Consider the following 26,364-nt stretch of genomic DNA (forward strand, 5'->3'; position numbering starts at 1 on the left):
CGCGGCTGCACGGGCGGGCCAGTCGGACCAGACGAGCATCCTAGCTCGCTTCAAATAACGCCATGGCCTCGACATGTGCCGTTTGAGGAAACATATCGAGAATCCCGGCACGTTTTAACCGGTAGCCCTGCTTGATCAATTCGACCGTGTCGCGCGCCAGCGTTGCCGGGTTGCACGACACATACACCAATCGTTCGGCGCCAAGGCTCTTGAGCTTGCGCACGACCTCGAAAGCACCGTCACGCGGTGGGTCCAAGAGTACCGCACAAAAGCCTTCGGCGGCCCATTCGGCGTCCGTCAAAGGCTGGGATAAATCGGCCTGAAAAAACTTCGCGTTATGCAGATTATTGCTAGCCGCATTCGCCGCGGCCCGATCGACCATCACCTGCACGCCTTCGACCGCCACCACTTCACGAGCGGCCTTGGCCAGCGGCAAGGCAAAGTTGCCCAGGCCGCAGAACAGATCGAGTACACGTTCATCCGCTGTCGGCTTCAACCAGTCCAGCGCCTGGGCGACCATCGCTTCGTTGACGGCGGCGTTGACCTGGATGAAGTCCCCTGGCCGGTAAGCCAGTTCCAGGTCCCACTGTTCCAGGCGATAGCCCAACGACTGATCGGCCTCGACCGGTTGCGGTTCGCCGTCGCCATGCAGCCACAACTGGGCTTCATGGAACGCGCAGAAATCCTTGAGGATCGTCAGGTCGGCGTCGGACAACGGCGCCATATGCCGCAGCAACACGGCCAGCGTCGAACCGCTGAACAACTCCACATGCCCGAGTGCCTGGGGTTTGCTCAAGCGCCGCAGCATCTCCGGCAAGCGACTCATGATCGGTTGCAAGGGTTGTACCAGCACCGGGCAATCATCGATGCCAACGATGTCCTGGCTGCCGGCGGCACGGAAACCGACTTCGAGTTTTTTCGCCTTCATGTCCCAGCGCACCGCCACGCGGGCGCGACGCCGGTAAGCGAATTCCGCACCGCTCAACGGCGCCGCCCACTCTTCGGGTTCGACGCCCGCGACCCTCGACAATTGCTCGGCGAGCATGCGCTGTTTCAGGGCAAGCTGTTCGTTGTGGGGCAGATGCTGCACGCTGCAACCGCCGCAGCGGCCGGCATGGGCGCACGGTGCCGGGCGGCGCAATTCGCTGGCCTTGAATACCCGTTCGGTGCGCGCCTCGACCACTTTACCGTGGGCACCGAGGACGCGCGCCTCGATCTCTTCACCGGCCAATGCGCCGATGACGAACCAGGTGCGGCCTTCAAAAAACGCGATACCGCGACCGTCATTGGCCAGGCGCTCGATGGTCAGGCGCTGTTTTTTGCCGGTCGGGACTTGCGGGGCCTTGCTGCCGCCGGTGGGCTGGAAGCGCAGGCCTCTTTCATGTTTGGCCATCAGTTGGGCGCGTCGAAAATGCCGGTCGACAGGTAACGGTCGCCACGGTCGCAGATGATCGCGACGATCACCGCGCTTTCAACTTCTTTGGACAGACGCAGCATTGCCGCCACGGCACCGCCCGAGGACACGCCGCAGAAAATGCCTTCTTCGCGGGCCAGACGACGGGTCACGTCTTCGGCTTCGCTTTGGGCCATGTCGACGATGCGGTCCACGCGGTCGGCCTGGTAGATCTTCGGCAGGTATTCCTGAGGCCAGCGGCGGATACCCGGGATTGCCGAGCCTTCCATCGGCTGCAGGCCGATGATCTGCACGTTGTCGTTCTGCTCCTTGAGGTAGCGCGACACGCCCATGATGGTCCCGGTGGTGCCCATGGAGCTGACGAAATGGGTGATGGTGCCCTGGGTCTGGCGCCAGATTTCCGGGCCGGTGGTGGTGTAGTGCGCCTCGGGGTTGTCACCGTTGGCGAACTGATCCAGTACCTTGCCGCGACCTTCGGCTTCCATCTTCTGCGCGAGGTCACGGGCGCCTTCCATGCCCTGTTCCTGGCTGACCAGAATCAGCTCGGCACCATAGGCCGTCATGGCTGCCTTGCGCTCGGCGCTGGAGTTGTCCGGCATGATCAGGATCATCTTGTAACCCTTGATCGCGGCGGCCATGGCCAGGGCGATCCCGGTGTTGCCCGAGGTCGCCTCGATCAGCGTATCGCCAGCGTGGATCTGCCCGCGCAGTTCGGCGCGGGTGATCATCGACAGCGCCGGACGGTCCTTGACCGAACCCGCCGGGTTGTTCCCTTCGAGCTTGAGCAATAGGGTATTGCTGGTGGCGCCGGGCAGGCGCTGCAAACGGACCAGCGGAGTGTTGCCGACGCAATCGGCGATGGTTGGGTACTGCAAGGTCATGACGTATTCGCAATCCAGACTGCGGGGGCACCTATCATACCGGCAAACGTTCGCAGGCCATATCACGCAAAGTGTGGTGCTTATGGTTTATGGGAATAAGCCCGGATTTATCGGTGTGTGGAAGGGCCTCATCGCGAGCAGGCTCGCTCCCACAGAGGGCTGAGGTGATCACACAATTTGCGGTTGAAACACGGTCAATGTGGGAGCGGGCTTGCTCGCGAAGGCGTCGGCACTGGCGCTATTAACATCCGCCAACAAGCGCATATTCAGGCGCAACCCGGTCCCGGTGTTCTGCGCCCAAAGCTGTCCGCCCTGACGCTGCACCGCATTCAGGGCGATGCTCAAGCCTAGTCCGAATCCACCATCCCCCGGCCGCGAACCGTCGAGGCGGGTGAACGGCAGGAAGATCCGCTCCAGATCAGCTTCTGCAACACCGCCGCCGTGATCTTCCAGCCACAGGTGCCAGAAATCGCCATCACGCTGGCCGCCCAGCTGGACAATGCCTCCCGCCGGCGAATGACGAATGGCATTGCGCAGGATGTTTTCCAACGCCTGGGCCAGGGTGTTGAGATGACCGCGAACCCAGCAGGATGCATCCACCGTGCATTGCAACTGCGTATCGGGCCAGCCACTTTCATAGCAGGCGTTCTCCGTGAGCATTTCCCACAGGGCCTGGATCTGGATCGCTTCGTCGGGCAATCGGGTGCGCTCGGTATCGAGCCACGCCAGTTGCAGCGTGTCTTCCACCAGGCGCTGCATGCCATCGACCTCACGGCCGATGCGTTCGCGTAATTGCCCCAGCCCCTGCTCGCTTTCACTGGCCACCCGCAGGCGGCTCAAAGGTGTACGCAATTCGTGAGACAAGTCGCGCAGCAGTTGCTGCTGCAAGGCCACAGTGCTTTGCAGGCGCTCGGACATGTGATCGAACGCCCTGCCCAACTCGCCCAGTTCATCCGAACGATTGGTGGTGCGGCTCGATAGGCGCACATTCAGTTGGTCGGCACGCCAGGCGTTGGCCTGCTCACGCAAGTGGTTGAGTGGCACCACCAGCAAACGGTAGAGCCCGACGCACAGCAGCAAAGTGAACAGCCCCGGAATCACGCCGTTGGTGATCACCCGCCAGAACACCCGGTATTGCCCAGGCAGAAAGCGTTCGGGCAACTCGATCACCAGGCTGCCGGCGGACGGGTCACCGGGAAAAGGTATGCGCATCCACGGCCGGCCTTTCTTGTGGATGGGCCAATCGAGGCCGCGCAAAAAAGTCAGGCGCTCGACTTCCTTGTCCGTCAGTGACTGGTTGCTCAGGGACTGCAAATCACCGCCAATGGCACCGACCCAGCCTTTTTCCCGCTGATGCATGCTCTGCAGCCAGTCATCGATGCCGGCGCTCTGGCGCTGCTGCCAGGCGTGTTCGGCTTCGGCGGCGTAGCGCGTCAGGGTGCCGCGGGCCTCATCGGAGAGGAACTGGTTGCGCTGCTCCATGTAACGGCCCCAGGACCAACTCAACCAGATCATCAGCAGACAGAACGCGACCAATAGACAGGCCAGTTTCCAGAACAGCGAATGCCTGCCTGGCAAGTTACATTTCATCGGCGGCGCTCAGGATGTAACCCTTGCCCCATACCGTACGCACTTCGCGATCGGTGTAGCCAATGGCCTTGAGCTTGCGGCGGATCTGGCTGATGTGCATGTCCAGGCTGCGGTCATGGGCCGCGTAACCGCGTTGCAGCACCTGTTGATAAAGAAAGGCTTTGCTCAGTACTTCGTCGGCGCTGCGGTGCAGCGTCTCCAGCAACCGATACTCGCTGCGGGTCAGGCCACCGGCCTGCTCCCCGTAAAAGACCTCGAAGCTTTCATCGTCGAAACGCAGGCAGTCCATCGACGGGGCTGGCACTGCGGGTGCGGGCCGGCGGTCGAGTGCCACCCGCCGCAAAATGGCTTCGATGCGCACCCGCAACTCCACCATGCTGAAGGGCTTTGGCAGGTAATCATCGGCCCCCAGGCGAAAGCCGCTGATGCGATCGGCCTCGGCACCAAGGGCCGACATCAGCAACACCGGGGTGGAATGGCTCTGGCGCAATTGAGTCAGTACCGCCAGGCCGTCCATGCCCGGCAGCAGGATATCCATCAATACCACGTCGAAAGGCTGACGGCGGGCAATGTCCAGGCCTTCCTGGCCGTTCTGGCACCAGGTCACCTGAAAGCCGCTGCGGTCCAGATGCTCATGAACGTAGGCTCCGAGCACAAGGTCGTCTTCGATGGACAGGATTCGCGGGAGGCCAGCAGTGATGGGAGTCATGACTATCTGCAAATAATTCTCAGTTGAGCGATTATTCAAGATTGCCTCGCCAGGGGCAACCCACCGTTTGTCCGTATTGCCATTGAGTCGTCCGGGCCGACGAATGACGGCACCATTTTTACGAGGATTGCCCGCGAGCAAATCGCTACACTGCGCAAGTGGTGCATGGCGGATGCATGTGCAGGCCTATAAATAGCGGGATGCAGGAGAGATGCGTGCTCAAGAAACTGGGAATCAAAGGCCGCGTGTTGTTGCTGACCCTGTTGCCCACCAGCCTGATGGCATTGGTGCTGGGGGGTTATTTTACCTGGATGCAACAGGCTGACCTGCAAACCCAACTCATGCAGCGCGGCGAAATGATCGCCGAGCAGCTGGCTCCACTGGTGGCGCCAGCCATGGGCCATCAGGACAACGAACTGCTCGAACGCATCGCCACCCAGGCCCTGGAACAAACCGACGTACGGGCCGTGACCTTCCTGGCTCCCGACCGCACGTCGCTGGCCCACGCCGGCCCGACCATGCTCAATCAGACGCCCTCCGGCGGTGGCACGCAAATGCTGCGCCGCAGTGGTAGCGATGCGACCCGCTATCTGCTGCCGGTGTTCGGCAAACACCGCAACCTGGCCGGGGACGTGATCCCCGAAGAAGCCGACCGCCTGCTGGGCTGGGTCGAGCTTGAACTGTCCCATAACGGCATGCTGTTGCGCGGTTACCGCAGCCTGTTCGCCAGCCTGATGCTGATCGCTGCGGGACTGACGGGTGCGGCACTGCTGGCCGTACGCATGGGCCGCACGATCAATCGGCCGTTGAGCCAGATCAAGCAGGCCGTGGCCCAACTCAAGGACGGCCACCTGGAGACCCGCCTGCCGCCCCTCGGCAGCCAGGAACTGGATGAACTGGCTTCCGGCATCAACCGCATGGCCGGCACCCTGCAAAATGCCCAGGAAGAATTGCAGCACAGCATCGACCAGGCCACCGAAGACGTGCGCCAGAATCTGGAAACCATCGAGATCCAGAACATCGAGCTGGACCTTGCGCGCAAGGAGGCCCTGGAAGCGAGCCGGATCAAGTCCGAATTCCTGGCCAACATGAGCCATGAAATCCGCACGCCGCTCAATGGCATTCTCGGCTTCACCCACCTGTTGCAAAAAAGCGAGCTCACCCCACGCCAGCTCGACTACCTGGGCACTATCGAAAAATCTGCCGACAGCCTGCTGGGGATCATCAACGAGATTCTTGACTTCTCGAAAATCGAAGCCGGCAAGCTGGTGCTCGACCATATTCCGTTCAACCTGCGCGACCTGCTCCAGGACACCCTGACCATCCTCGCCCCGGCCGCCCACGCCAAACAGCTGGAACTGGTGAGCCTGGTGTATCGGGACACGCCGCTGTCACTGGTGGGCGACCCGCTGCGGCTCAAGCAGATCCTGACGAACCTGGTGAGCAATGCGATCAAGTTCACCCGCGAAGGCACTGTCGTCGCCCGCGCCATGCTCGAAGAAGAACACGAAGACACCGTGCAACTGCGCATCAGCATTCAGGACACCGGCATCGGCCTGTCGAACCAGGACGTACGCGCCCTGTTCCAGGCCTTCAGCCAGGCCGACAACTCGCTGTCGCGGCAACCCGGCGGCACTGGCCTGGGTCTGGTGATTTCCAAACGCTTGATCGAACAGATGGGCGGCGAGATCGGCGTCGACAGCACGCCGGGGGAAGGATCGGAATTCTGGATCAGCCTGAGCCTGCCGAAAGCCCGCGACGATGCCGAAGACCTGCCCGCTGCGCCGCTGCTCGGGCGCCGGGTGGCGGTGCTGGAAAACCACGAACTGGCCCGGCAGGCGTTGCAGCACCAACTGGAAGACTGCGGCCTCAGCACCACACCGTTCAACACCCTGGAAAGTCTGACCAATGGCGTCACCGCCGCCCACCAGACCGATCAGGCCATCGACCTTGCTGTGCTCGGCATCACCAGCAACGACATGCCGCCGGAACGCCTCAACCAGCACATCTGGGACCTCGAGCATCTTGGCTGCAAAGTGCTGGTGCTGTGCCCGACCACGGAACAGACGCTGTTCCATCTTTCCGTGCCCAACCCCCACAGCCAGCTCCAGGCGAAACCGGCCTGCACCCGCAAGCTGCGACGCTCCCTGTCTGACCTGGTCAACCCGCGCCCGATGCGCAGCGAGCCGGGCGAACCGGTGTCCAGCCGTGCCCCGAAGGTGCTGTGCGTCGACGACAATCCGGCCAACCTGATGCTGGTGCAGACCCTGCTCGAAGACATGGGCGCCAAGGTGCTCGCGGTGGAAAGCGGTTATGCCGCCATCAAGGCGGTGCAGAACGAGACATTCGATCTAGTATTGATGGACGTGCAGATGCCCGGCATGGACGGTCGCCAGAGCACCGAGGCGATCCGCCAGTGGGAAAGCGAACGTCATTGCACGCCGCTGCCGATCGTGGCCCTCACTGCTCACGCCATGGCCAACGAAAAACGCGCGCTGCTGCAAAGCGGCATGGACGACTATCTGACCAAACCGATCAGCGAACGGCAATTGGCGCAGGTCGTGCTGAAATGGAGCGGCCTGGCGCTGCGCAATCACAGCCCGGAGCGCTCCGGTGATGGGCATGCTGGCGCCCATGACCTGTTGGTACTCGACCACGACGAAGGATTGCGCCTGGCCGCCGGCAAGGCTGACTTGGCGGCGGACATGCTGGCGATGTTGCTGGCGTCCCTGGAGGCTGACCGCGAAGCCATCCGCCTCGCTCAGCAAGGCAACGACCACAATGCCCTGATCGAACGGGTCCATCGCCTGCATGGCGCGACGCGTTACTGCGGCGTACCGCAATTGCGTGCGGCCTGCCAGCGCAGCGAAACCCTGCTCAAGCAACAGGACCCGAAAGCCAGCGTGGCACTGGATGAGCTCGACCGGGCAATCAATCGCCTGGCAGCCCAGGCGCGCATGAATGCTTGATGCAGCGCAATCGCGAAGGGTTGCCGGCGAGCTAACCTGACGACTGTCGAATGCCGGCTTGCTCAACGGCGCAGGCCACCTTCAAGGAGCACCGCATGCGTACGATTCTTTTCAGCAGCCAGAACTACGACCGCGACAGTTTTCTCGCTGCCGAACAACCGGCCGGCATCGAGCTGCAATTTCAGCCTGCGCGCCTGAGCCTCGACACAGTGGAGCTCGCCCAGGGGTATGAAGCGGTCTGCGCGTTCATCAATGATGACCTCGGCGCGGCGGTACTCGAACGCCTGGCCGCTGGCGGAACACGCCTGATCGCCCTGCGCTCGGCCGGTTACAACCATGTCGACTTGCCGACTGCAAAACGCCTGGGACTGGCCATCGTGCGCGTCCCGGCCTATTCGCCCCACGCGGTGGCCGAACATGCAGTGGCGCTGATCCTCGCACTCAACCGCCGCTTGCCCCGAGCCTGTAACCGCACCCGCGATGGGGATTTCAGGCTGCAGGGGCTGACCGGTTTCGATCTGGTGGGCAAGACCGTCGGTGTGGTCGGCACCGGTCAGATTGGCGCCACCTTCGCCAAAATCATGAACGGTTTCGGCTGCAGGCTACTGGCCTACGACCCCTGCCCCAACCCGCAGGTCGAAGCCCTCGGCGCGCGCTACCTGAGCCTGCCACAGCTGCTGGCCGAATCGCAGATCATCAGCCTGCACTGCCCGCTCAACGAGCAGAGCAAGCACTTGATCAACCGCCAATCCCTGGCGCACATGCAACCGGGCGCGATGCTGATCAATACCGGGCGTGGCGGCCTTGTGGACACCCCGGCGCTGATCGATGCCTTGAAAGACGGTCGCCTGGGTTACCTGGGGCTGGATGTGTATGAGGAAGAGGCACAGTTGTTCTTCGAAGACCGCTCCGACCTGCCGCTGCAAGACGATGTGCTGGCACGGCTGCTGACCTTCCCCAATGTGATCGTCACCGCGCACCAGGCCTTCCTGACCCGCGAAGCGCTGGACGCGATTGCCGCCACCACATTGCGCAACATTGCAGCCTGGACGGCGGGCACACCGGAAAACCAGGTGACGGGAGACTGAAACGGATCGAAGGTCATCTGCCTGCGCGATGCGGCGTTCAAGCCCGTGATAGCATATCGCGCATATTTGGAGGACCCATGGTCGAACACGATTTCCGCTACAGCCTGATGAACCCGCAACACACCCTCACCGAATGCCGCGCCCTGGTGCCGGGGCGCTATCAAGTCACCGGCAACGGTGGTTCGATTCGCAACAATGACGTGCTGGTCGTGACCCTCAAGGGTGCCAAGGACTTGTCCATGCGCCTGACCGTCGAAACGGTTCGCCACCTGATCAATCCCCCCGGCCAATGGGTCGCGGTGGCCAGTGGCCCGGTGTTCGGTGAACTGGCCATCCACACCTGGCAAGTGAACTGTGACAGCTGCGCCAAAGAGCTGAGCTTCGAGTTCGCCGTCGATGCCAAGCTGGGCAACAAGGCCGAAAAGCCTGCCGCCACCGCGCGGATTGCCGAATTGGGCTGGACCACCGTTGGCGAGAAACACCTGTGCCCGAAATGCCAGGAGCCTGCGTGATGAAACGCCTCGCTCTGAGCGCCATGGTCGGCGCCAGCCTGCTGGGCTGCGCCGCCGAGCCGGTGCAACTGCAACAGAACCGCAGCTACATTCTGGAGTGGATCGGCGAGCGGCCGTTGATGGACTACAGCCACCTGACCATCACCCTCGGCGAAGACGGCCGGGCCTACGGCAATGGCGGCTGCAACCACTGGTTCGCGCCGTACGCCCTCGAAGGCCACAAGCTGACCTTCGGCAAAATCGGCAGCACCCGCAAACTGTGTGCGCCGGCGCTGATGGAACAGGAAAAACGCTTCCTCCAGGCGCTGGAAAATGTCCAGCGCTGGGACGTCTCCCCGATCGAGCAGATGCGCTTCTGGCCAGCCGAAGGCAAGCCGCTGCGTTGGTGGCTTGAGGAGGGTTGATCCCCTAAAAGATCGCAGCCGGCGGCAGCTCCTACATGGATTGTCGTACACCCTGTAGGAGCTGCCGCAGGCTGCGATCTTTTTGTTTTAATTTTTAGCTTGCAACGCCTCAAGCTTCGCCATCACCCCCGCCGCCGTCTGTTCCCCCATCAACTGCTCACGCACCTTGCCCTTGTTATCGATGATGTACGTCACCGGCAACGCCTCACTGCGCGGCAGCTCGAACAGCTCGGAAGGGTCCTGTGCCAGCACGGTGAACCTGATCCCCAGTTTCTCGCTCGCGCCCTTCAGCTCTTGCCCCTGGACATTATCGAAGTTGACTCCGAACACACCGATTTTCTTGTCCTTGAGCTGCTCGGCCAGGGTGTTCAATTCCGGGATCTCGGTACGGCAAGGCCCGCACCATTCTGCCCAGTAGTTGAGCACCAGCCATTTGCCGTCCAGGCGGTCAGAGGCGATTTTATGACCGTCCTGGTCGATGCCATAGTCATTACCGCAGCCCCCCAGCATCAACGCTCCGATGAGCGTCAATGCTGCTGCCAGTCGCCTTGTCATGTCGTGTTCCTTGTCAAAAATTGAATGCGCCTGCGACCCATCGCCTCTCACGGTTCTGGATTGCGCGCTGCACAGTTAGAATAGCCGCCACCTTACGCAAGATGCGACCCGCTCATGACCGATCTGACGCTTTATCACAACCCGCGCTGCTCGAAATCCCGCGGTGCGCTCGAACTGCTTGAAGCCCGCGGCCTGACGCCGACCGTGGTCCGTTACCTGGAAACCCCGCTGGACGCCGCGCAGATCCAGAGCCTGCTGGGCAAACTCGGGATCAACGCCCGGCAATTGCTGCGCACCGGCGAGGACGAGTACAAGACCCTCGACCTGGCTGACAGCAGCCTGAGCGAAGCGCAATTGATCGCCGCCATCGCCACCCACCCGAAACTGATGGAACGACCGATTCTCGAAGTCAGCGACAAGGCCATCATCGGCCGTCCACCGGAGCAGATCCTGGAACTGTTGCCATGAGTGCACCGTACATTCTGGTTCTGTACTACAGCCGCAGCGGCTCGACCAACGAAATGGCCCGGCAGATTGCCCGTGGCGTCGAACAGGCCGGGCTTGAGGCCCGCCTGCGCACGGTGCCGGCGATTTCCAGCGAGTGCGAAGCCGTTTCGCCGGAGATTCCCGACGAAGGTGCGCTGTATGCCAGCCTCGACGACCTGAAGAACTGCGCCGGCCTGGCGCTCGGCAGCCCGACCCGCTTCGGCAACATGGCGGCACCACTGAAATATTTCCTCGACGGTACCAGCAACCTGTGGCTGACCGGCGCCCTGGTGGGCAAACCGGCGGGCGTGTTCACCTCCACCGCGAGCCTGCACGGCGGCCAGGAAACCACGCTGCTGTCGATGATGCTGCCGTTGCTGCACCACGGCATGCTGATCACCGGCCTGCCCTACAGCGAGTCGGCACTGCTGGAAACCCAGGGCGGCGGAACGCCATACGGCGCCAGCCACCATGCCGGTGCCGACGGAAAAAGCGGTCTGGATGCCCATGAAGTGGCGCTGTGCCGCGCGCTGGGTATGCGCCTGGCCAAGACTGCACAGAAACTGGAGAGCTGAGGTGGCCAAGAAACCGAAGATTCTGCCCGCCCTCGAATGGCTCGAACCACGCGTCAAGGCGATGCGCGCCATCAGCCTGCTGTGCTTTTTCGGCCTGGTGGGTTTGCTGTGTGTTTACTACCTGGCGATTGCCGACCTGCATGGGGCACGCCCCTGGGTGATCCTGTTGATCGAACTGGTGCCACTGCTGATTCTGGCACCGGGGATGATCATCGGCAGCCCTCGCGGGCATTCGTGGATGTGCTTTGTGGTGAACCTGTACTTCATCAAGGGCGCATTGGCGGCCTATGACCCGAACCGACAAATCTTTGGTTTGCTGGAGATGGGCGCGAGTTTGGCGGTGTTCTGTTCAGCGTTGCTGTATGTGCGCTGGCGGTATCAGCTGAATCGCAAGCTGGCGGGTGAAGGCGAAATCTCTGTCGCCTGATCTGACGCCATCGCGAGCAGGCTCGCTCCCACAGAGGATTTTGTGAACGACACACATCCAATGTGGGAGCGAGCCTGCTCGCGATTGGAGCGACTAGGTCTCAATGATTCACTGTGTAAGCCAGCATCATCGAAATCTGGCTCATCGGCCGCCCGCCACTTTCCTCATGCCACTGGTTGAACACGTCCTGCACCAACGCCAGGTCGCGCAGACTGCTCGGCACCTTGTCGATGACGTCCTGCGCATTCAGCGCCGCCACCACGTCATAGCTCGGTACAAAGGTGTCCTTGCCGATCATGCGCAGGAAGCGCGGGGCTGACAGCCCGCCCAACTGATGTCCGCGTTTTTTCAGGAAAGTCCAAAGCCCGACGATATCGGTCACCGGCCAATCGGCGATCAGCGCACCGAAGCTGCCCTTTTCATGAGCCACGTCCAGTATGAACTGCGCATTGCGCGGCACACTCTTGAGCTTGCCCAGGTGACGGATGATCCGCGTGTCCTGCATCAGGCGCTCCAGGTGCTCGGCACTCATCAGCACGACTTTTTCCGGGTCGAACTGGAAGAACACTTCTTCGAAGGCAGGCCACTTGGCATCCACCAGGCTGTGCTTGAGCCCGGCGCGGAATACCCGTAGCGCCATCATCGAGAGGTAGCGATCGTCGCTGATCTTGCGCAGTTGCGCCGGGGTTTTGGGAACGGGCAGATGGGCTTCCAGTTCAGCCGCCGATCCGAAGCGGTTCAGACAGTATTCATTGAGCCACTTGTAATCGCGCATGCCCTCTCCTGAGAATTGAAAAATGAACTGCCAACTTGTGACAAAACCTGTGGGAGCCAGCCTGCTGGCGATGGCGGTGTATCAGTCAACCATGATGGGTCTGACACACTGCAATCGCCAGCAGGCTGGCTCCCACAGTAATTGGGGTTAGAGGTTGACGACGTTGACGAACCGCGAGGCCGCTGATTCGTCGATCTTCAGGCTGGTGAAGTCAAACAGATTGCGATCCGCCAGTTGCGACGGGATCACGTTCTGCAGGCTGCGGAAAATGCTCTCGGTACGGCCCGGGGTCTTGCGCTCCCAGTCCAGCAGCATTTCCTTGACCACCTGACGCTGCAGGTTCTCCTGGGAACCACAGAGGTTGCACGGAATGATCGGGAATTGCTTGAAGTCCGAATAGGCCTGAATGTCTTTTTCATTGCAGTAGGCCAGCGGGCGGATCACCACGTTGCGACCATCGTCGGCGCGCAGCTTCGGGGGCATGGCCTTGAGCGAACCATTGAAGAACATGTTCAGGAAGAACGTTTCGACGATGTCGTCGCGATGGTGACCGAGGGCCATCTTGGTCGCGCCGATTTCGTCGGCGAAGGTGTAGAGCGTGCCGCGACGCAGGCGCGAGCACAGCGAGCAGGTGGTCTTGCCTTCCGGAATCAGTTCCTTGACCACCGAGTAAGTGTCTTTCTCGACGATGTGGTACTCGATCCCCAGTTCCTTGAGGTAGGCCGGCAGCACGTGCTCCGGGAAACCCGGTTGCTTCTGGTCCATGTTCACGGCCACGATCTCGAACTTGATCGGCGCGACCTTCTGCAAGTGCATCAGCACATCGAGCATGGTGTAGCTGTCCTTGCCACCGGACAGGCAGACCATGACCTTGTCGCCGTCTTCAATCATGTTGAAATCGGCAACCGCCTCACCGGCCAGTCGGCGAAGGCGCTTTTGCAGTTTGTTCTGGTTGACCGTGAGAGTGCCCATGACGCGAAATCCGTGAGGTGTGACGAAAGGCCGGCATTTTACGCAAATTCTTTGCACTTGTGGCGAGGGGGCAACATCTCCAGTTCACCTACAGACCCTGCAGCGATTAACAACCAGGTTTACAGCGCGATTTGCTCTAAAGCCCCTACTTCCTCTGGGGAAACTCCTCCCTATACTGCGACATAAGGTCACATACAAATTCAGACCTATGACTTACTTGGCCGCATTGGCCCGTAGGCGCTCCACTGGGGGGCGACGGTAAAACAAGAGGAGTGACTGGCATGATCCATCACGTAGTGGGGCTCTTCACCCACCCTGACCAAGAATGGAAAGAAATCCGTGGCGACCAGGAGGAAAGCATCAGCCACATGTACCTCACCCATACACTGATCCTGGCGGCGATCCCCGCCGTGTCTGCCTTTATTGGCACCACACAGGTCGGCTGGGTCATCGGCAATCGGGCTCCCGTGATGCTGACCGTAGAAAGCGCGATATGGATGACGGTCATGTCCTACCTGGCGATGCTCGGTGGTGTCGCGGTAATGGGCGCATTCATCCACTGGATGGCCCGCACCTATGACGCCAACCCAAGCCTCGCCCGCTGCATTGCGTTTGCAACCTACACCGCTACACCGCTGTTCATCGGCGGCCTCGCCGCCTTGTACCCGCACTTGTGGCTGGGGATGATCGTCGGCACCGCCGCCATCTGCTACACGGTGTATTTGCTGTACGTGGGCTTACCGACGTTCATGAACATTCCATCTGACGAGGGCTTCCTGTTTTCAAGTTCGGTGCTCGCCGTAGGCCTGGTGGTGCTGGTCGCCATCATGGCATTCACTGTAATTGTCTGGGGACTCGGCGTGGGCCCGGTCTACACCAGTTAGCCGCTCATCACTGATAATCAGAACTGCCGACAAAGGCCGCCGCAAGGCGGCCTTTTCATTCTTCAGCAACGAAAACGCACACGACCATTCGGCAACCTGGCGATTCGCAAGGTCCGAGGGTTGCGGCATACTCGAGCGCTCTGGAGATCCATCAAGCATGCCTGAGCAACTCAATACCCGCGTCGAAGACTGCTTCCAACTAGCCGAATCCTTTTTCAAACGACCTTTCAAGCGCCCCGTGGTGAGCCTCAAGCTGCGCGGGCAAAAAGCCGGTGTCGCGCATTTGCACGAGAACCTGCTGCGCTTCAACCCGCAGCTGTACCGGGAAAACACCGAAGATTTCCTCAAGCAGACCGTGGCCCATGAAGTCGCGCACCTGATCGCCCACCAGCTGTTCGGCGACCGCATCCAGCCCCATGGTGAAGAGTGGCAATTGATCATGCGCGGCGTGTACGAACTGCCGCCCAACCGCTGCCACACCTATGACATCAAACGCCGCAGCGTGACCCGCTACATCTACAAGTGCCCGTGCGCCGACAGCGACTTCCCGTTCTCGGCGCAGCGCCACGGCCTGGTTCGGCAGGGACGGCGGTATTTGTGCCGGCGGTGTCGCAATACCCTGGTGTTCAGTGGGGAGATGCGGGTCGAGTAGTTGGATTTCCGGTGTATGTGCTGCCGCCATCGCGAGCAAGCTCGCTCCCACAGGGGATCTGTGGCGTGACACAAACCCAGTGTGGGAGCGAGCCTGCTCGCGATAGCGGCCTGACAGGCACTAGAGAATCACCTTGGATCGCCGCAACTCTTCAATCCTCTGCGTACTGAACCCCAACTCCCCCAACACCTGATCCGTATGCTGCCCCAGCGCCACGCCAATATGCCGAGGCTCAGGCAAACCTTGCGAAAACTTCAGCGGGCACGCCATCTGCGCCTGACTTGAACCATCGCCACGGGGCACGTCGGTCACCAACTCCCGCGCCTGCAACTGCGGATGACACAGCGCTTCTCCCAGGCTCAACACCGGCTCGACACACGCATCCAGTTCGGCGAACAGCGCGCGCAAATCGGCGAAGTCATGCTTTTCGAATTCGACCCTCAGCGCGTCTTTAAGCTGTTTCTGATGCGCCGGATGCGGTGACAGGCCGAGGCTGGCCAATTCCTCCAGCCCCAACGCCGTACACAACTGTTTCATGAAGGCCGGTTCCAGGCTGCCCACCGACAGCCAGCGCCCATCCCGGGAGCGGTAGTAATCGTAGAAGCTACCGCCGTTGAGCACCTGGTTTTCCGGACCCGGCTCGACGCCACAGGCCAGATACCCGGCACCCGCCATCGCATTCAGGCTGAACGCACAGTCGGTCATGCTGACATCCAGGTGCTGGCCCTGCCCGGTTTGCTGCCGGGCAATGACTGCCGCCAGTAAGCCAATCACTCCGTGCAGCGAACCACCGGCGACATCTGCCACCTGCATGCCCAACGGCAGCGGCCCACTGTCGGTTCGGCCGGTGTAACTCGCCAGCCCGGACAGAGCCAAGTAGTTGATGTCATGGCCGGCGCGGTCCTTGTAGGGACCGGTCTGACCGTAGCCGGTGATCGACACATAAATCAATTGGGGATTGATCGCCTTCAGGGCTTCGTAACCCAGGCCCAGACGTTCCATGACACCCGGACGGAACTGCTCGAGCAAGATGTCGTAGTCCTGCAGCAACGACCTGATCACCTCCAGCGCCTCAGGCTGCTTGAGATCCAGGGCGAGGCTGCGCTTGTTGCGGTTGAGGTAGGCATGACTGGCTGACACGCCTTGATCGTGGGGCGGCAACACCCGCAGCAGATCCATGCGGGTCGGTGATTCGATGCGCAGCACCTCGGCGCCCATGTCCGCCAGCAGCAACGAGGCGAACGGCCCCGGCAGCAGTGTCGAGAAATCCAGAACCTTGAGTGATGCCAGTGGACCGAGCATAAGTGTTCTCCAGTGCGATCCTCCAAGCCTAGGCAGCCGAGAACATCGTAGCAATCACCTGATGCGTCACTGGCGGTGACCGTTGCGCTCAAATCGCAGGCATGAAAAACCCGCCGAAGCGGGTTTTTCATTGCAGGCCGAGTTTCTGTGGAGCGTTTACTTGACGCTGGCCGGGGCTGGGCCTTCGGCCACGCCCAGGTCGTCTACTTCACGCTCGTCGGAGATACCGCGACCGCCGGAAGCCAGTTCGACTTGCAGCGTGTCTTCGTCCAGCTCTTTCACCCACTTGGCCACGACCAGGGTCGCAACAGCGTTACCCACCAGGTTGGTCAGGGCACGGGCTTCGGACATGAAGCGGTCTATACCGAGGATCAGCGCCAGGCCGGCCACCGGCAGGGAGCCAACGGCGGACAGGGTGGCAGCCAACACGATGAAGCCACTACCGGTCACACCGGCGGCGCCCTTGGAGGACAACAGCAGCACCAGCAGCAAGGTGATCTGGGCAGTGAGGTCCATTGGGGTGTCTGTCGCCTGAGCGATGAACACAGCGGCCATGGTCAGGTAGATCGACGTACCGTCGAGGTTGAACGAGTAACCAGTCGGGATCACCAGACCCACAACGGATTTCTGTGCACCCAGGCGTTCCATTTTGATCAGCATGCGTGGCAGAGCGGATTCCGAAGAGGAAGTGCCCAGCACGATCAGCAGTTCTTCACGGATGTAGCGAATCAATTTGATGACGCTGAAACCGTGCGCGCGGCAGATGGCACCCAGTACCAGGAGCACGAACAGGATGCAGGTGATGTAGAAGCAGATCATCAACTGGCCCAGTTGCACCAGCGAACCGACGCCATAGGCACCGATGGTGAAAGCCATCGCACCGAACGCACCGACTGGAGCGAGCTTCATGATCATGTTGATGATGTTGAACATCACGTGAGCAAAGCGATCGATGAAGTCCAGCACCGGCTTGCCGTAGGCACCCAGGCGATGCAGGGCGAAACCGAAGATCACCGAGAACATCAGCACTTGCAGGATGTCGCCGTTGGCGAACGCGCCGACGATGGTGTTCGGGATCACGTTGAGGACAAAGGCAATGATGCTTTGGTCTTTACCAGCCGAGATGAAGCCAGCGATTTTGCTGGTATCCAGGGTCGATACGTCGATGTGCATGCCGACACCCGGTTGCACGACGTTGACCACGACCAGGCCGATCAGCAAGGCAAGGCTGGACACGATTTCGAAGTACAGCAGCGCATAGCCGCCGGTCTTGCCGACCGATTTCATGTTCTGCATGCCGGCGATACCACTGACGACGGTACAGAAGATGATCGGCGCGATGACCATTTTGATCAGTTTGATGAACCCGTCACCCAGCGGTTTGAGGGCTACACCGGTCTGCGGGTAGAAGTGACCGAGCAAAATGCCGATAGCGATGGCAACGATCACCTGGAAGTACAGGGATTTATACAGTGGCTGACGAGTCGTCATTGCAAAGTTCCTCAAGAGTGCCTCAGTAACAACATCCATCTGTTGTCCCTGACACCTCATTTGCGAACCCTCCTGCACTGGAGGGATTTGTTTTTTCGAGCTGCGCAACGGCAGGCATCTGCTCGTTGTATCGCAAGGCCCGTGCCACCTTCCGTAAAATCCCTGCATGCCTTTTTATATCTGGGGTTGCAGCCAATTCCCTGTCACCGAACGACTACAAGCATGTGGCGGATTTCCGCCCTTCCATTAAAAGTCGTCCTGCTATTTGGCGGATATCCGCCCTGTTCATACCCGCGGTGCGCAGCTAACATCCGTCGATCAACGGTCGGATCTGCTGCCATGCGCGAACGCACCATCGCCAGTCATTTCGCCCGCGCCGCCCTGGGTGGTGCGCGTCGGCACGGCTACGACTATTCGGGCCTGCTACAGCAACTGGGAATCAGCCCCGAGTTGCTGGACGAGCCCCGGGCACGCATCGCTCCGGAGCAATTCACCCAACTGATCCAGGCGTTATGGCTGGCACTGGACGACGAGTACCTGGGGTTCGGGCAAGCCCCGAGCAGGCCGGGCAGCTTCGCGATGATGTGCCATGCCGTAATTCACTGTCGCAGCCTGGATAAGGCACTCAATCGCGGCTTATTGTTTTACAGCCTATTCCCCGGGGCTCCGCGTTTGACCCTGAGCCGCGAAGATGAATGGGTGCGCCTGAGCCTGGACGACTCGCAACTCTGGGACCCGGATCATTTCCTCAGCGAAAGCCTGCTGGTGATCTGGCACCGTTTCGGCAGTTGGTTGATCGGCCAGCGCATTCGCCTGGAACAGGCCACGTTCAGCTACCCCCGGCCCGAACACGGCGCCGAGTACGACCTGCTGTTTTCCTGTCCGCTTGAGTTTTCCAGGCCCCAGAGCAGCTTGTTGTTTCACAGCCGCTACCTGACCATGCCGCTGTTGCAGGATGAACGCACCCTCAAGCATTTCCTCGAGCGCTCCCCCGCGGACCTGCTCTCGCGCCCGGACGATGGCGACAGTTTGAGCAGCCGCCTGCGGCGCTTGCTCAGTCGCGACAGCTCTCGCTGGCCCGACCTGGAAGCCGTGGCCGCCCACCTGCACATCAGCCCGCAGACCTTGCGCCGGCATTTGCGGGAAGAGGGTTCGAGCTTTCAGGAATTGAAGGACCAGTTGCGCCGGGACATCGCGATTTATCACCTGAGTCGCGCTGACCTGTCGTTGCAACAGATCGCCGAGCAGCTGGGGTTTTCCGAGCCGTCGGCGTTTCACCGGGCGTTCAAGAAGTGGACGGGGCTGACGCCGGGGGCTTATCGGGCGCAGGAGAGCTGAGTTTCAGCACCCGCGTTGCGCAGTGATCACTGGCGCCCTTGCGAACACACTCGAAAATACCCCGTCCAGGTTTTGCGAACGCTTACTCTAAAGGCGGGATGATCAGTGACAAGCCAGGGTAAATTTTATCCGGATGATCCAGCACCGACCTGTTTGCATTAAAGATCAGTGGGTACTTGGCAGCATCACCATAAAACTCTCTGGCAATTTTGGACAATGTATCGCCCCTTACGACCACATACATGTTCAACTGACTGACCGGCGGAATCGCCAGTGTGGCCGGTGATTCGAAATCCACATCACCCAGCAGGTTTATCTGTTCGATGAACCGGCCAAGATTATTGGCCGTGGTCGCGTGTATGTCATGCATCAGCACAATGGAGTTCTTTCTTTTCCTTATTTGCTCAACACCATGGGATACCCAGCCTCCCGGTTGGTAGTTGCTGTTCCAGTCCAGGGTATCCACGCTCCAGAGAACCTGCCGGTACCCCAATTCGGCGACAGTGCGATCGACCAGCGCATCGTGAGCACCATAAGGCGGCCTCATGATCAGGTCCGGCTGCTGGTAGGGAGCCAGTGCCTGCTCCGTCATTTTGATCTGATCGATGATCGTGTCTTTGTCCTGGCCGACCAGTCTTAGATGATCGTAAGTGTGATTGCCGATCCGGTGCCCTTCGCACAGGATGCGCTTGATACGCTCGCCATGTCTGGCAACCAGATTGCCAACAATAAAAAACGTTGCCTTGATATCAAACTGCGCCAGTGTTTCGAGCACGGTTTCGGTCTGGGTTTGCCGAGGACCGTCGTCAAACGTCAGCCAAACTTTCTTCCTTTCCATTTTTATCTCCTTTGGTGGCTTGTAACGCTTCAGCCCCTATCCACTCATGCAACCAACACAGGCTCTGCGTGTGCATGTCGTCAATATGGCGAGGCTTATTACCTGCCAGCAAACGGCTGAACGCCAACAAAACATTGTTGCCGGTCGTTTAACGCTTGATGCCTGTAGCGGCCCGAAAAAACCGCTATCAAATACCCGTTCAAAGCGCCGGAAAATGAATCCGGAACGCCGCCCCGCCCATCGGTGAATCGCCCAGGGTCAGCTTGGCGCTGTAGCTCTCGATGATGTCCTTGACCACCGCCAGGCCGATGCCCTGCCCCGGGTGCTGGCGGTCCAGGCGCTCTCCGCGCTCGAGAATCCGTGAGCGCTGATCCTGTGGTACGCCGGGGCCGTCGTCCTCGACACACAACTCGGTGCCGCTGAGGGTTTCACGCACACTGATGCGTATTTCGCCCAGGCACAGGCGATAGGCGTTTTCCAGCAGGTTGCCCATCATCTCCAACAGAGCGCCCTGTTCGATCGGTACGTAGCACGGGTCGGGCAGGTCGAACGCGACGTGCACGCGCTTGTCGCGATAGACCTTGTCCAGCGTGTCGCACAGGCTTTTCAGCACCGGCCGCAAGTGCACCTGATGACGTACCAGGCCGCTTTTTCGCAGACTGGCGCGCTGCAACTGGTAGCTGATCTGCTGGCTCATGCGTTCGATCTGGGTTTGCAGCACCCAGGCCTGATCGCGATCCTCGGGACGCTGGGCCAGGTCTTCACTGACGCCTTGCAACACCGCCAGGGGTGTTTTCAGACTATGGGCCAGGTCATCAAGGGAATCGCGGTAGCGACTGCGCTGCTCACGCTCACTGTGCAGCAAACGGTTGAGAGAGCCGGTCAGGCGCAGCAATTCCCGGGGATGTTCCTCACTGAGGCTTTCGCGGGTGCCACCTTCGATCTGGTCCAGTTCCTGGCTCAAGCGCCGCAATGCCTGCAAGCCCCAGGTCAAGCCGATCCACAGCAACGCCAGCAGCACCAGCAGTGCTGCGCCAAAACCCAGATAGAGATTTTCCCGCAGGCCTTCGAGGGTCACCTCGTACTCGCGAACCGGCTGCAACGCCACGATGCTGAAGGCTGCACTTTTGCCGCCGAGCAACTTGACCTCGACGTCGTAGACGAAGAACTCCTGGCCATTGGCTTCGCGGATCCGCGCAAACTCGTTGCCACGCCCGTCGTAGCGCGGCTTGTAATTGATGCGTTCTTCCTGGGTCGCCTTCGAACGCCAGACCAGATGCCCTTCACGGTCATAGATGTAGCCGAGCAATCGGCTATCGGTGAGGTTGAAGCGCTCGTCGGGCAATTGCGCCGGCATCTGCAGGCTGTTGTTCTCCACCCGGGCGGCAGAGATCAGCGTGGTCACGTCGGATGCCAGACGCTGCTCGATGGAGTCCTGCAGCGCCAGGCTGAAGGCACCCTGCATCGCCGGCAGCAACGCCAGCATGAACAACACCGCCAACAGCGTGGCGGCGAGCATCAAGCGAATGCGCAGCGAACGGATCAAGTGCAACGCTCATTGAACAGGTAGCCCAGGCCGCGCACGGTGTCGATCGGCTTGAACCCGCCCGGCCCCTCCAGTTTGCGACGCAGACGTCCGACCAGCACCTCGATCACATTCGGATCACGCTCGTCGTCATCCGGGTAGAGCTGTTCCATCAAGCGGTCCTTGGGTACCACTTGCTGATGGTGACGCATCAGGTATTCGAGAATGCGGTACTCATACGCGGTCAGTGCCAGCGGTTGTTCGTCGAGGGACGCCTGCTTGCGATTCAGGTCCAGCAGCAAGGGACCGGCAACGATGGTCGACTGGGTGAAACCACTGGAGCGGCGCAGCAAGGCATTCAGGCGGGCCTCCAGCTCTTCGAACTGGAATGGCTTGACCACGTAATCGTCGGCACCGGCGGCCAGGCCTTCGACCTTGTCCTGCCAGTTGCCGCGCGCGGTGAGGATCAGGATCGGGAAGCTCTTGCCACTCGAACGCAACTGGCGAATCAGGTCGAGCCCGCTCATGCCCGGCAGACCGAGGTCGATCACCGCCAGGTCAAAGTTGAACTGTGCGGTCTGGTACAGCGCCTCCTCGGCGTTGGCCACGGACTCGACCACGTGGCCGCTCTCCGTCAGGCGGGTTTGCAGGTGATGACGCAGCAGCGCTTCATCTTCGACGACCAGCAGTTTCATAACGCTCTCCCGGGCAAATCAACATCTCCAGAGGCACAACGTCGCACCTCAATAGCTAACATGGCAACGCCGGATCAGTCACTCGGGCTGATCCGGCTCAGGCCGCTCACGAAACGCTTGTCAGAAAGCGTAGTTGGCAGACAGGTAAGTCTGGGCGCTGCTGCTCAGGTCCAGCGAACCCTGCTTGCTGCCTCCGCGCTCACTCATCTCGGTGCTGGCGTTGCTGCGCAGGTAACGGTAACCCAGTTCAACCGAGGTGTTCTGCGAAACCTGTTGCAGCACACCCACCTGGCCACCGATGGCGTAGCCGATATCGCTGTCGCGGCTGAAGCCTGGCGACTCCTGAGTCATTTTGGTCAGGCCGGCCGTGGCGCCACCGAACAGCCTGGTGCTGCCGCCTACCGGGAAGAACAGATCGTAGCTGCCCAGGAGGTTTTCCTGACGCAGTTTAATGCCGTTGTGCGAGCCCGACACATTGTCGTAAGTGGCGTAGTAGCGGCCCTTGGTGTTTTGCTGGCCCAGGCGAACACCCCAGGTAGTGTCCTTGCCGATCACGCTATCGGCGTTCGGGTGATTGAGGTTGTCGTTCAAGGCGTGGGATTTTTTGACCTTGTCGCTGGTCTGTCCAAGAGTAAGGCTGGCGAAGTTGTCGTCGGACGCGAAAGCCGCAGTGCTTGCGCCCAGAATCGTGAATGCCAGAAGCAGTTTTTTGAATCCAGTCATTGGGGAGTTTCCTCATTTGCCGTTTGTTTTTTGGGTACGGGGCAAGGTTACGCACCGCGCCCTGAACTCCCCCTGAACACACTCTGAACCTGGGCTGAACCGACCCGCCCTGAATATTTCGACACGTTTCAACAGGAAATCCGACCATGCAATGGACAAGGCCGGCGCCGACTACCCATTCGTCAGAAGCTTTTCACTACCCAGCCTCAAGCCAACCCGGCAAAATGCCAGATATGAATCCAACCCCCGCCCTACCCGTCTGCTGCACGCCCCTCGATGACCATTGGCCGCTGCCGTTTGTGCTGCCCGATACGGTCCTGCTGAGCACTCATTTCGATAGCGACCGACTGGCCAGCGATGACTTTCAGCGCAGCGCTGTCGAAGCGCCGGCGAGCATTCAGCGCTCTGTCGCCAAACGGCAGGCGGAGTTTCTCGCCGGGCGAGTGTGTGCCCGGGCCGCGTTACAGCGGCTCGAAGGATTGAGCGTCATTCCGGCCATTGGTGAAGACCGGGCACCGGTCTGGCCTGCTCATATCGCTGGCTCGATCACCCACAGCACTGGCCGGGCCGCGGCGATCGTAGCGAACAAAAGCCATTGGCGCAGCCTGGGCATGGACCTGGAAAACCTGCTCAATGCCGAACGGGCCGAACGCCTGGCCGGGGAAATCCTCAATCCGCCGGAACTCCAGCGCATGGCGGCCGGTGATCACGATCAACGGGCGTTGCTGGTCACCCTGACGTTCTCGGTCAAGGAAAGCCTGTTCAAGGCCCTCTATCCGATCGTTCGGCGCCGTTTTTATTTCGAACACGCCGAAGTGCTGGAATGGAGTGAGTCAGGTGAGGTGCGGTTGCGATTGCTTACTGATTTGTCCAGCGAATGGCGCAATGGCACCGAGCTGGATGCGCAGTTCGGGGTCAAGGATGGGCAGTTGTTGAGTCTGGTCAGCATCAAGGCCTGAAGTCTTTGGCGCCTGTCAGGCCGCCATCGTCGGAACGCCGCCCGGAGCAAGCTCGCTCCCACACTGGATCTATGCCACACCACAAATCCCTGTGGGAGCGAGCCTGCTCGCGATGGGGCCATATCAGACTACACGAGGGCTCAACGCTTCTCCTGATTGCGCGGCCAGCTCAGACTGAAGCACGCCCCGCCCAGGCTCTTGCTCTTGCCGATCAACGCGCGCCCGCCATGCCAATGGATGATGCGGCGCACAATGGACAGGCCTAACCCATGGCCTCCAGACGCGCGGGTACGGCTGTCGTCAAGACGCAGGAACGGCGTAAAGATCTTCTCCCACGCTGACTCCGGCACGCCCGGCCCGTCATCCTCGATATCCACCCGGCATCGCTGCTGCCCCACCTGATAGCTGATGGTCACCCGTGATTGCGCATGGCGCATGGCATTAGTCACCAGGTTCTGGATCGCCCGATGCAGATAGCGCGGTTCAGCCTCGACCCAGGCGTCGTCGTTATCGGCGGCCGACAGGCACAACCCGCGTTGCACCGTGACGTCGGCACGCAACGGCGCCAGTTCTTCGATCACCTGATCGACCAAGGCATCCAGATCGATCCGCTGAAAGTTCAGCGCCGGCGACCCCTGTTCGAGCCGCGCGTAGGTCAGCATCTCGTCAACCAGCCGGTCGAGGTCCTCGATGTCGTGGTCCATGCCCTGGCAGTATTTTTCCAGGGCTTGCGGCGTGGTGGCCGAGCCGATCATTTCCAGGCCAAAGCGCAGGCGTGCCACCGGCGTACGCAATTCGTGAGACACCGCGCGCACCAGTTCGCGCTGGATCGCCAGCAACTGCTGCAAGTGTTCGGCCATGCCGTTAAACGCCGAAGCCAGTCGCCCCACCGAGTCCGCGCCGCGCGCCGGCACGCGGGTTTCCAGGCTGCCCTTGGCAATGCGCGTGGCGGCGGCCTCCAGGCCACGCAAGCGTCGCTCGAGCTGACGCACCAGCAGATAGACGATCAAACCGATCAGCGTCAGGCCCAGCGCGGCGATAAGCACCAGCCATTCCGGCGGATAAGGATTCATCTGATACAACGGGCCGATTTCCAGGACCCACGGCGTGCCGACCATGCCGGCAAATACCCGGATCGAGTCGCCCCCCTTGCCCAGCGCCATCACGGTGTCACCCTCGGACACCCGGCGGCGCTGGTCTTCGTCCATGTCCGCCTGGTCGACAGTGACCAGGCGCAGGTCGAAGCCGAAGCCCTTGCTTTCCTTCAATTGCGCCAGGCGCAATGGCTGGTCGGCTACCGGGGTGCGCACCAGTTCATCGGTCAACAGGTAGATGGTCGCCCGGGCCAGTTGCTCGCTGATCTGCTGCACTTCCCCGGTGAGCATCAACTGCTCCTTGTCGCTGACCAGCTTGTAGACCTTCGCCGCGTGCGGCCCGGTCTGTTCCACCAATGCCTGGCAGCGCAACACGCGAGTGCGTTGGGTAAGGTCGAGGTCAGTCTCGGCAAAGGTTTTCAGCGTCAGCGGAATCCCCAGCAGCCGCTCCCACACCAGCAAGGCCCGGTGGCGCTCGGTCTGGTTCATCGGTTGCAGGTTATCGGCCATCAACGAAAACGTGCCGTGGGCCAGGCGCTCGCGGTATTGCTCGCTGCGCACCTCATTGAGCAGGTGCAACGCCAGCACACCGAGCACCGCCACCAGAATCAGCGCGGCGCACATGCCGCCATAGATACGCAGGAAGATCGAGTTCACAGGGTCTGGTCTACGCAAGCCTCGGGAACGAACAGATAGCCCTTGCTGCGCACGGTCTTGATCAGCCGTGGATGCTCCGGATCATCGCCGATCTTCGGGCGGATGCGCGAGATGCGCACATCGATGGAGCGGTCCTGACCGTCATAGCCGATGCCCCGCAGCGCGGTGAAGATCTCCTCCCGGGAGAGGATGCGCCCGGCATTGGCCACCAATAGCCAGAGCAGGTCGAATTCGGCGCTGGTCAGCTCGATGCCGTTGCCCTGCAACCAGGCTTCGCGCAAGGCGTTGTCGACGATCAGCGGGCCGAACTGCAGGCGCCGCTGTTTTTCCGGAGCGACTTCAGGCGTTTCACTGCGACGCAGCAACGCCTGGATGCGCGCCAGCAACAGGCGCGGGCGTACCGGTTTGCAGACATAGTCGTCAGCCCCCAGGTCCAGGCCGAGAATCTGGTCAGTGTCATCGGTGCGGGCCGTGAGCATCAGGATCGGGCCGTCATAGCGGGCGCGGACCTTGCGGCAAATGCTCAGGCCATCTTCACCGGGGAGCATCAGGTCGAGGATCACCAGGTCCGGTTGTTCCTTGATGATGCGATTCGCCGCGAGCGCACCATTGCCTTCGATCGATACACGCAGGCCATTGGCTTCCAGGTAATCGCGGGTCAGTTCGGCCAGTCGCTGGTCGTCCTCCACAATCAATACCTGCCAGGCTTCTTGCTCCACGGGTGACCTCTGCTTGCCAAAAACACTCATAAGGAAGGATCCGCCCGTCTTTTTGTAATGATTCGGGGGGATAAAAATGTATACACGCTGGGCCGATTGTATAAACGTCGCCCGTCGAGAACACAAGCGG

25 protein-coding genes and 2 pseudogenes are annotated in these 26,364 nt (G+C 60.8%); 11 read left to right on the plus strand and 16 right to left on the minus strand.

The annotated features are described in order from the left end of the window. Window positions 1-40: 40 nt before the first annotated feature. From rlmD to WHX55_RS23860, 4 genes are all read right to left on the minus strand, one after another. Window positions 41-1,393, minus strand: coding sequence for a 23S rRNA (uracil(1939)-C(5))-methyltransferase RlmD (rlmD, locus tag WHX55_RS23845; protein ID WP_151214540.1), 1,353 nt, complete (start codon window positions 1,391-1,393; stop codon window positions 41-43). Then, on the minus strand, window positions 1,393-2,295 hold the full coding sequence (cysM, locus tag WHX55_RS23850; protein WP_353741455.1) for a cysteine synthase CysM: 903 nt from the start codon (window positions 2,293-2,295) through the stop codon (window positions 1,393-1,395). The genes rlmD and cysM overlap by 1 nt, the downstream gene beginning before the upstream one ends. A gap of 168 nt (window positions 2,296-2,463) precedes the next feature. Next, entirely contained in the window at window positions 2,464-3,885 is a 1,422-nt protein-coding gene (locus WHX55_RS23855; protein WP_150757834.1) for a sensor histidine kinase, read from the minus strand. Further along, window positions 3,875-4,594: a response regulator transcription factor gene (locus WHX55_RS23860; protein WP_150726125.1), complete on the minus strand. Its 720-nt coding sequence runs from the start codon at window positions 4,592-4,594 to the stop codon at window positions 3,875-3,877. The genes WHX55_RS23855 and WHX55_RS23860 overlap by 11 nt, the downstream gene beginning before the upstream one ends. A 215-nt stretch (window positions 4,595-4,809) precedes the next feature. Between WHX55_RS23860 and WHX55_RS23865 the strand changes: the two genes are divergently transcribed. The 4 genes from WHX55_RS23865 (at window position 4,810) to WHX55_RS23880 (ending at window position 9,567) form a co-directional block, all read left to right on the plus strand. Further along, window positions 4,810-7,563, plus strand: coding sequence for a response regulator (locus WHX55_RS23865; RefSeq protein WP_353741456.1), 2,754 nt, complete (start codon window positions 4,810-4,812; stop codon window positions 7,561-7,563). A 95-nt stretch (window positions 7,564-7,658) separates the two neighbouring features. Continuing rightward, window positions 7,659-8,651, plus strand: coding sequence for a 2-hydroxyacid dehydrogenase (locus tag WHX55_RS23870; RefSeq protein WP_353741457.1), 993 nt, complete (start codon window positions 7,659-7,661; stop codon window positions 8,649-8,651). Between the two features lie 77 nt (window positions 8,652-8,728). Further along, window positions 8,729-9,163, plus strand: coding sequence for a hypothetical protein (locus tag WHX55_RS23875; protein WP_007988765.1), 435 nt, complete (start codon window positions 8,729-8,731; stop codon window positions 9,161-9,163). Further along, window positions 9,163-9,567 carry an META domain-containing protein gene (locus WHX55_RS23880; RefSeq protein WP_150726122.1) on the plus strand — a complete coding sequence of 135 codons (405 nt, stop codon included), beginning with the start codon at window positions 9,163-9,165 and terminating at the stop codon, window positions 9,565-9,567. Before WHX55_RS23875 ends, WHX55_RS23880 begins: the two co-directional genes overlap by 1 nt. 87 nt (window positions 9,568-9,654) lie before the next feature. Here the strand turns inward: WHX55_RS23880 and WHX55_RS23885 are convergent, their stop codons facing one another. Continuing rightward, entirely contained in the window at window positions 9,655-10,122 is a 468-nt protein-coding gene (locus WHX55_RS23885; RefSeq protein WP_150754058.1) for a TlpA disulfide reductase family protein, read from the minus strand. A 114-nt stretch (window positions 10,123-10,236) separates the two neighbouring features. On the opposite strand from WHX55_RS23885, the gene arsC reads away from it, so the two are divergent. The 3 genes from arsC to WHX55_RS23900 are packed head-to-tail and all read left to right on the plus strand — an operon-like array spanning window position 10,237 to window position 11,610. Further along, window positions 10,237-10,590, plus strand: coding sequence for an arsenate reductase (glutaredoxin) (arsC, locus tag WHX55_RS23890; RefSeq protein WP_353741458.1), 354 nt, complete (start codon window positions 10,237-10,239; stop codon window positions 10,588-10,590). After that, window positions 10,587-11,183 (plus strand): NAD(P)H:quinone oxidoreductase, encoded by a 597-nt coding sequence (gene wrbA, locus WHX55_RS23895; protein WP_095942677.1) that lies wholly within the window; start codon window positions 10,587-10,589, stop codon window positions 11,181-11,183. Before arsC ends, wrbA begins: the two co-directional genes overlap by 4 nt. A gap of 1 nt (window position 11,184) precedes the next feature. Next, entirely contained in the window at window positions 11,185-11,610 is a 426-nt protein-coding gene (locus WHX55_RS23900; RefSeq protein WP_150754060.1) for a DUF2069 domain-containing protein, read from the plus strand. Between the two features lie 100 nt (window positions 11,611-11,710). On the opposite strand, the gene WHX55_RS23905 is transcribed toward WHX55_RS23900, so the two are convergent. Together WHX55_RS23905 and ttcA are read right to left on the minus strand one after the other, a co-directional pair. After that, window positions 11,711-12,385 carry a DNA-3-methyladenine glycosylase I gene (locus WHX55_RS23905; protein WP_151214536.1) on the minus strand — a complete coding sequence of 225 codons (675 nt, stop codon included), beginning with the start codon at window positions 12,383-12,385 and terminating at the stop codon, window positions 11,711-11,713. A 147-nt stretch (window positions 12,386-12,532) separates the two neighbouring features. Further along, window positions 12,533-13,357, minus strand: a complete 825-nt coding sequence (gene ttcA / locus WHX55_RS23910) for a tRNA 2-thiocytidine(32) synthetase TtcA (RefSeq protein ID WP_008051493.1) — start codon at window positions 13,355-13,357, stop codon at window positions 12,533-12,535. Between the two features lie 281 nt (window positions 13,358-13,638). Between ttcA and WHX55_RS23915 the strand changes: the two genes are divergently transcribed. Together WHX55_RS23915 and WHX55_RS23920 are read left to right on the plus strand one after the other, a co-directional pair. Continuing rightward, on the plus strand, window positions 13,639-14,241 hold the full coding sequence (locus WHX55_RS23915) for a Yip1 family protein (RefSeq protein WP_150726117.1): 603 nt from the start codon (window positions 13,639-13,641) through the stop codon (window positions 14,239-14,241). A 157-nt stretch (window positions 14,242-14,398) separates the two neighbouring features. After that, window positions 14,399-14,893, plus strand: a complete 495-nt coding sequence (locus tag WHX55_RS23920; protein WP_151214535.1) for a SprT family zinc-dependent metalloprotease — start codon at window positions 14,399-14,401, stop codon at window positions 14,891-14,893. A 120-nt stretch (window positions 14,894-15,013) separates the two neighbouring features. Here WHX55_RS23920 and WHX55_RS23925 read toward each other — a convergent pair whose 3' ends face one another. Together WHX55_RS23925 and WHX55_RS23930 are read right to left on the minus strand one after the other, a co-directional pair. Further along, the gene (locus tag WHX55_RS23925; RefSeq protein ID WP_151214534.1) at window positions 15,014-16,195 is read right to left on the minus strand and encodes a CaiB/BaiF CoA-transferase family protein; all 1,182 of its coding nucleotides are present in this window, start codon (window positions 16,193-16,195) and stop codon (window positions 15,014-15,016) included. Window positions 16,196-16,351: 156 nt separating this feature from the next. Then, complete coding sequence (locus tag WHX55_RS23930; protein ID WP_150754063.1) at window positions 16,352-17,686, minus strand: dicarboxylate/amino acid:cation symporter; 1,335 nt, start codon at window positions 17,684-17,686, stop codon at window positions 16,352-16,354. Between the two features lie 339 nt (window positions 17,687-18,025). On the opposite strand from WHX55_RS23930, the gene WHX55_RS23935 reads away from it, so the two are divergent. Beyond that, a complete protein-coding gene (locus tag WHX55_RS23935; RefSeq protein WP_150726113.1) occupies window positions 18,026-19,024 on the plus strand; it encodes an AraC family transcriptional regulator in 999 nt (332 codons plus the stop codon). An 82-nt stretch (window positions 19,025-19,106) separates the two neighbouring features. Here the strand turns inward: WHX55_RS23935 and WHX55_RS23940 are convergent. The 5 genes and pseudogenes from WHX55_RS23940 to WHX55_RS23960 form a co-directional block, all read right to left on the minus strand. Continuing rightward, window positions 19,107-19,259, minus strand: a pseudogene (locus WHX55_RS23940) (LysM peptidoglycan-binding domain-containing protein); the annotation flags it as partial. Window positions 19,260-19,559: 300 nt separating this feature from the next. Continuing rightward, window positions 19,560-19,862 (minus strand): annotated as a pseudogene (locus WHX55_RS23945) (polysaccharide deacetylase family protein); the annotation flags it as partial. A gap of 199 nt (window positions 19,863-20,061) precedes the next feature. Beyond that, window positions 20,062-21,408, minus strand: coding sequence for an ATP-binding protein (locus WHX55_RS23950; RefSeq protein WP_150726111.1), 1,347 nt, complete (start codon window positions 21,406-21,408; stop codon window positions 20,062-20,064). Next, entirely contained in the window at window positions 21,405-22,082 is a 678-nt protein-coding gene (locus WHX55_RS23955; RefSeq protein ID WP_150726110.1) for a response regulator transcription factor, read from the minus strand. The genes WHX55_RS23950 and WHX55_RS23955 overlap by 4 nt, the downstream gene beginning before the upstream one ends. Before the next feature lie 120 nt (window positions 22,083-22,202). Continuing rightward, window positions 22,203-22,805, minus strand: a complete 603-nt coding sequence (locus WHX55_RS23960; protein ID WP_150757842.1) for a porin family protein — start codon at window positions 22,803-22,805, stop codon at window positions 22,203-22,205. Between the two features lie 233 nt (window positions 22,806-23,038). On the opposite strand from WHX55_RS23960, the gene WHX55_RS23965 reads away from it, so the two are divergent. Then, the gene (locus WHX55_RS23965) at window positions 23,039-23,764 is read left to right on the plus strand and encodes a 4'-phosphopantetheinyl transferase superfamily protein (protein WP_219098073.1); all 726 of its coding nucleotides are present in this window, start codon (window positions 23,039-23,041) and stop codon (window positions 23,762-23,764) included. 140 nt (window positions 23,765-23,904) lie between these two features. Here the strand turns inward: WHX55_RS23965 and WHX55_RS23970 are convergent, their stop codons facing one another. Together WHX55_RS23970 and WHX55_RS23975 are read right to left on the minus strand one after the other, a co-directional pair. Further along, window positions 23,905-25,515: an ATP-binding protein gene (locus WHX55_RS23970; protein ID WP_353741459.1), complete on the minus strand. Its 1,611-nt coding sequence runs from the start codon at window positions 25,513-25,515 to the stop codon at window positions 23,905-23,907. After that, the gene (locus WHX55_RS23975; protein ID WP_102699803.1) at window positions 25,512-26,234 is read right to left on the minus strand and encodes a winged helix-turn-helix domain-containing protein; all 723 of its coding nucleotides are present in this window, start codon (window positions 26,232-26,234) and stop codon (window positions 25,512-25,514) included. Before WHX55_RS23975 ends, WHX55_RS23970 begins: the two co-directional genes overlap by 4 nt. Window positions 26,235-26,364: the final 130 nt, after the last annotated feature.

This window comes from Pseudomonas fluorescens, assembly GCF_040448305.1.
In the GTDB taxonomy this organism is placed as follows: domain Bacteria; phylum Pseudomonadota; class Gammaproteobacteria; order Pseudomonadales; family Pseudomonadaceae; genus Aquipseudomonas; species Aquipseudomonas fluorescens_BH.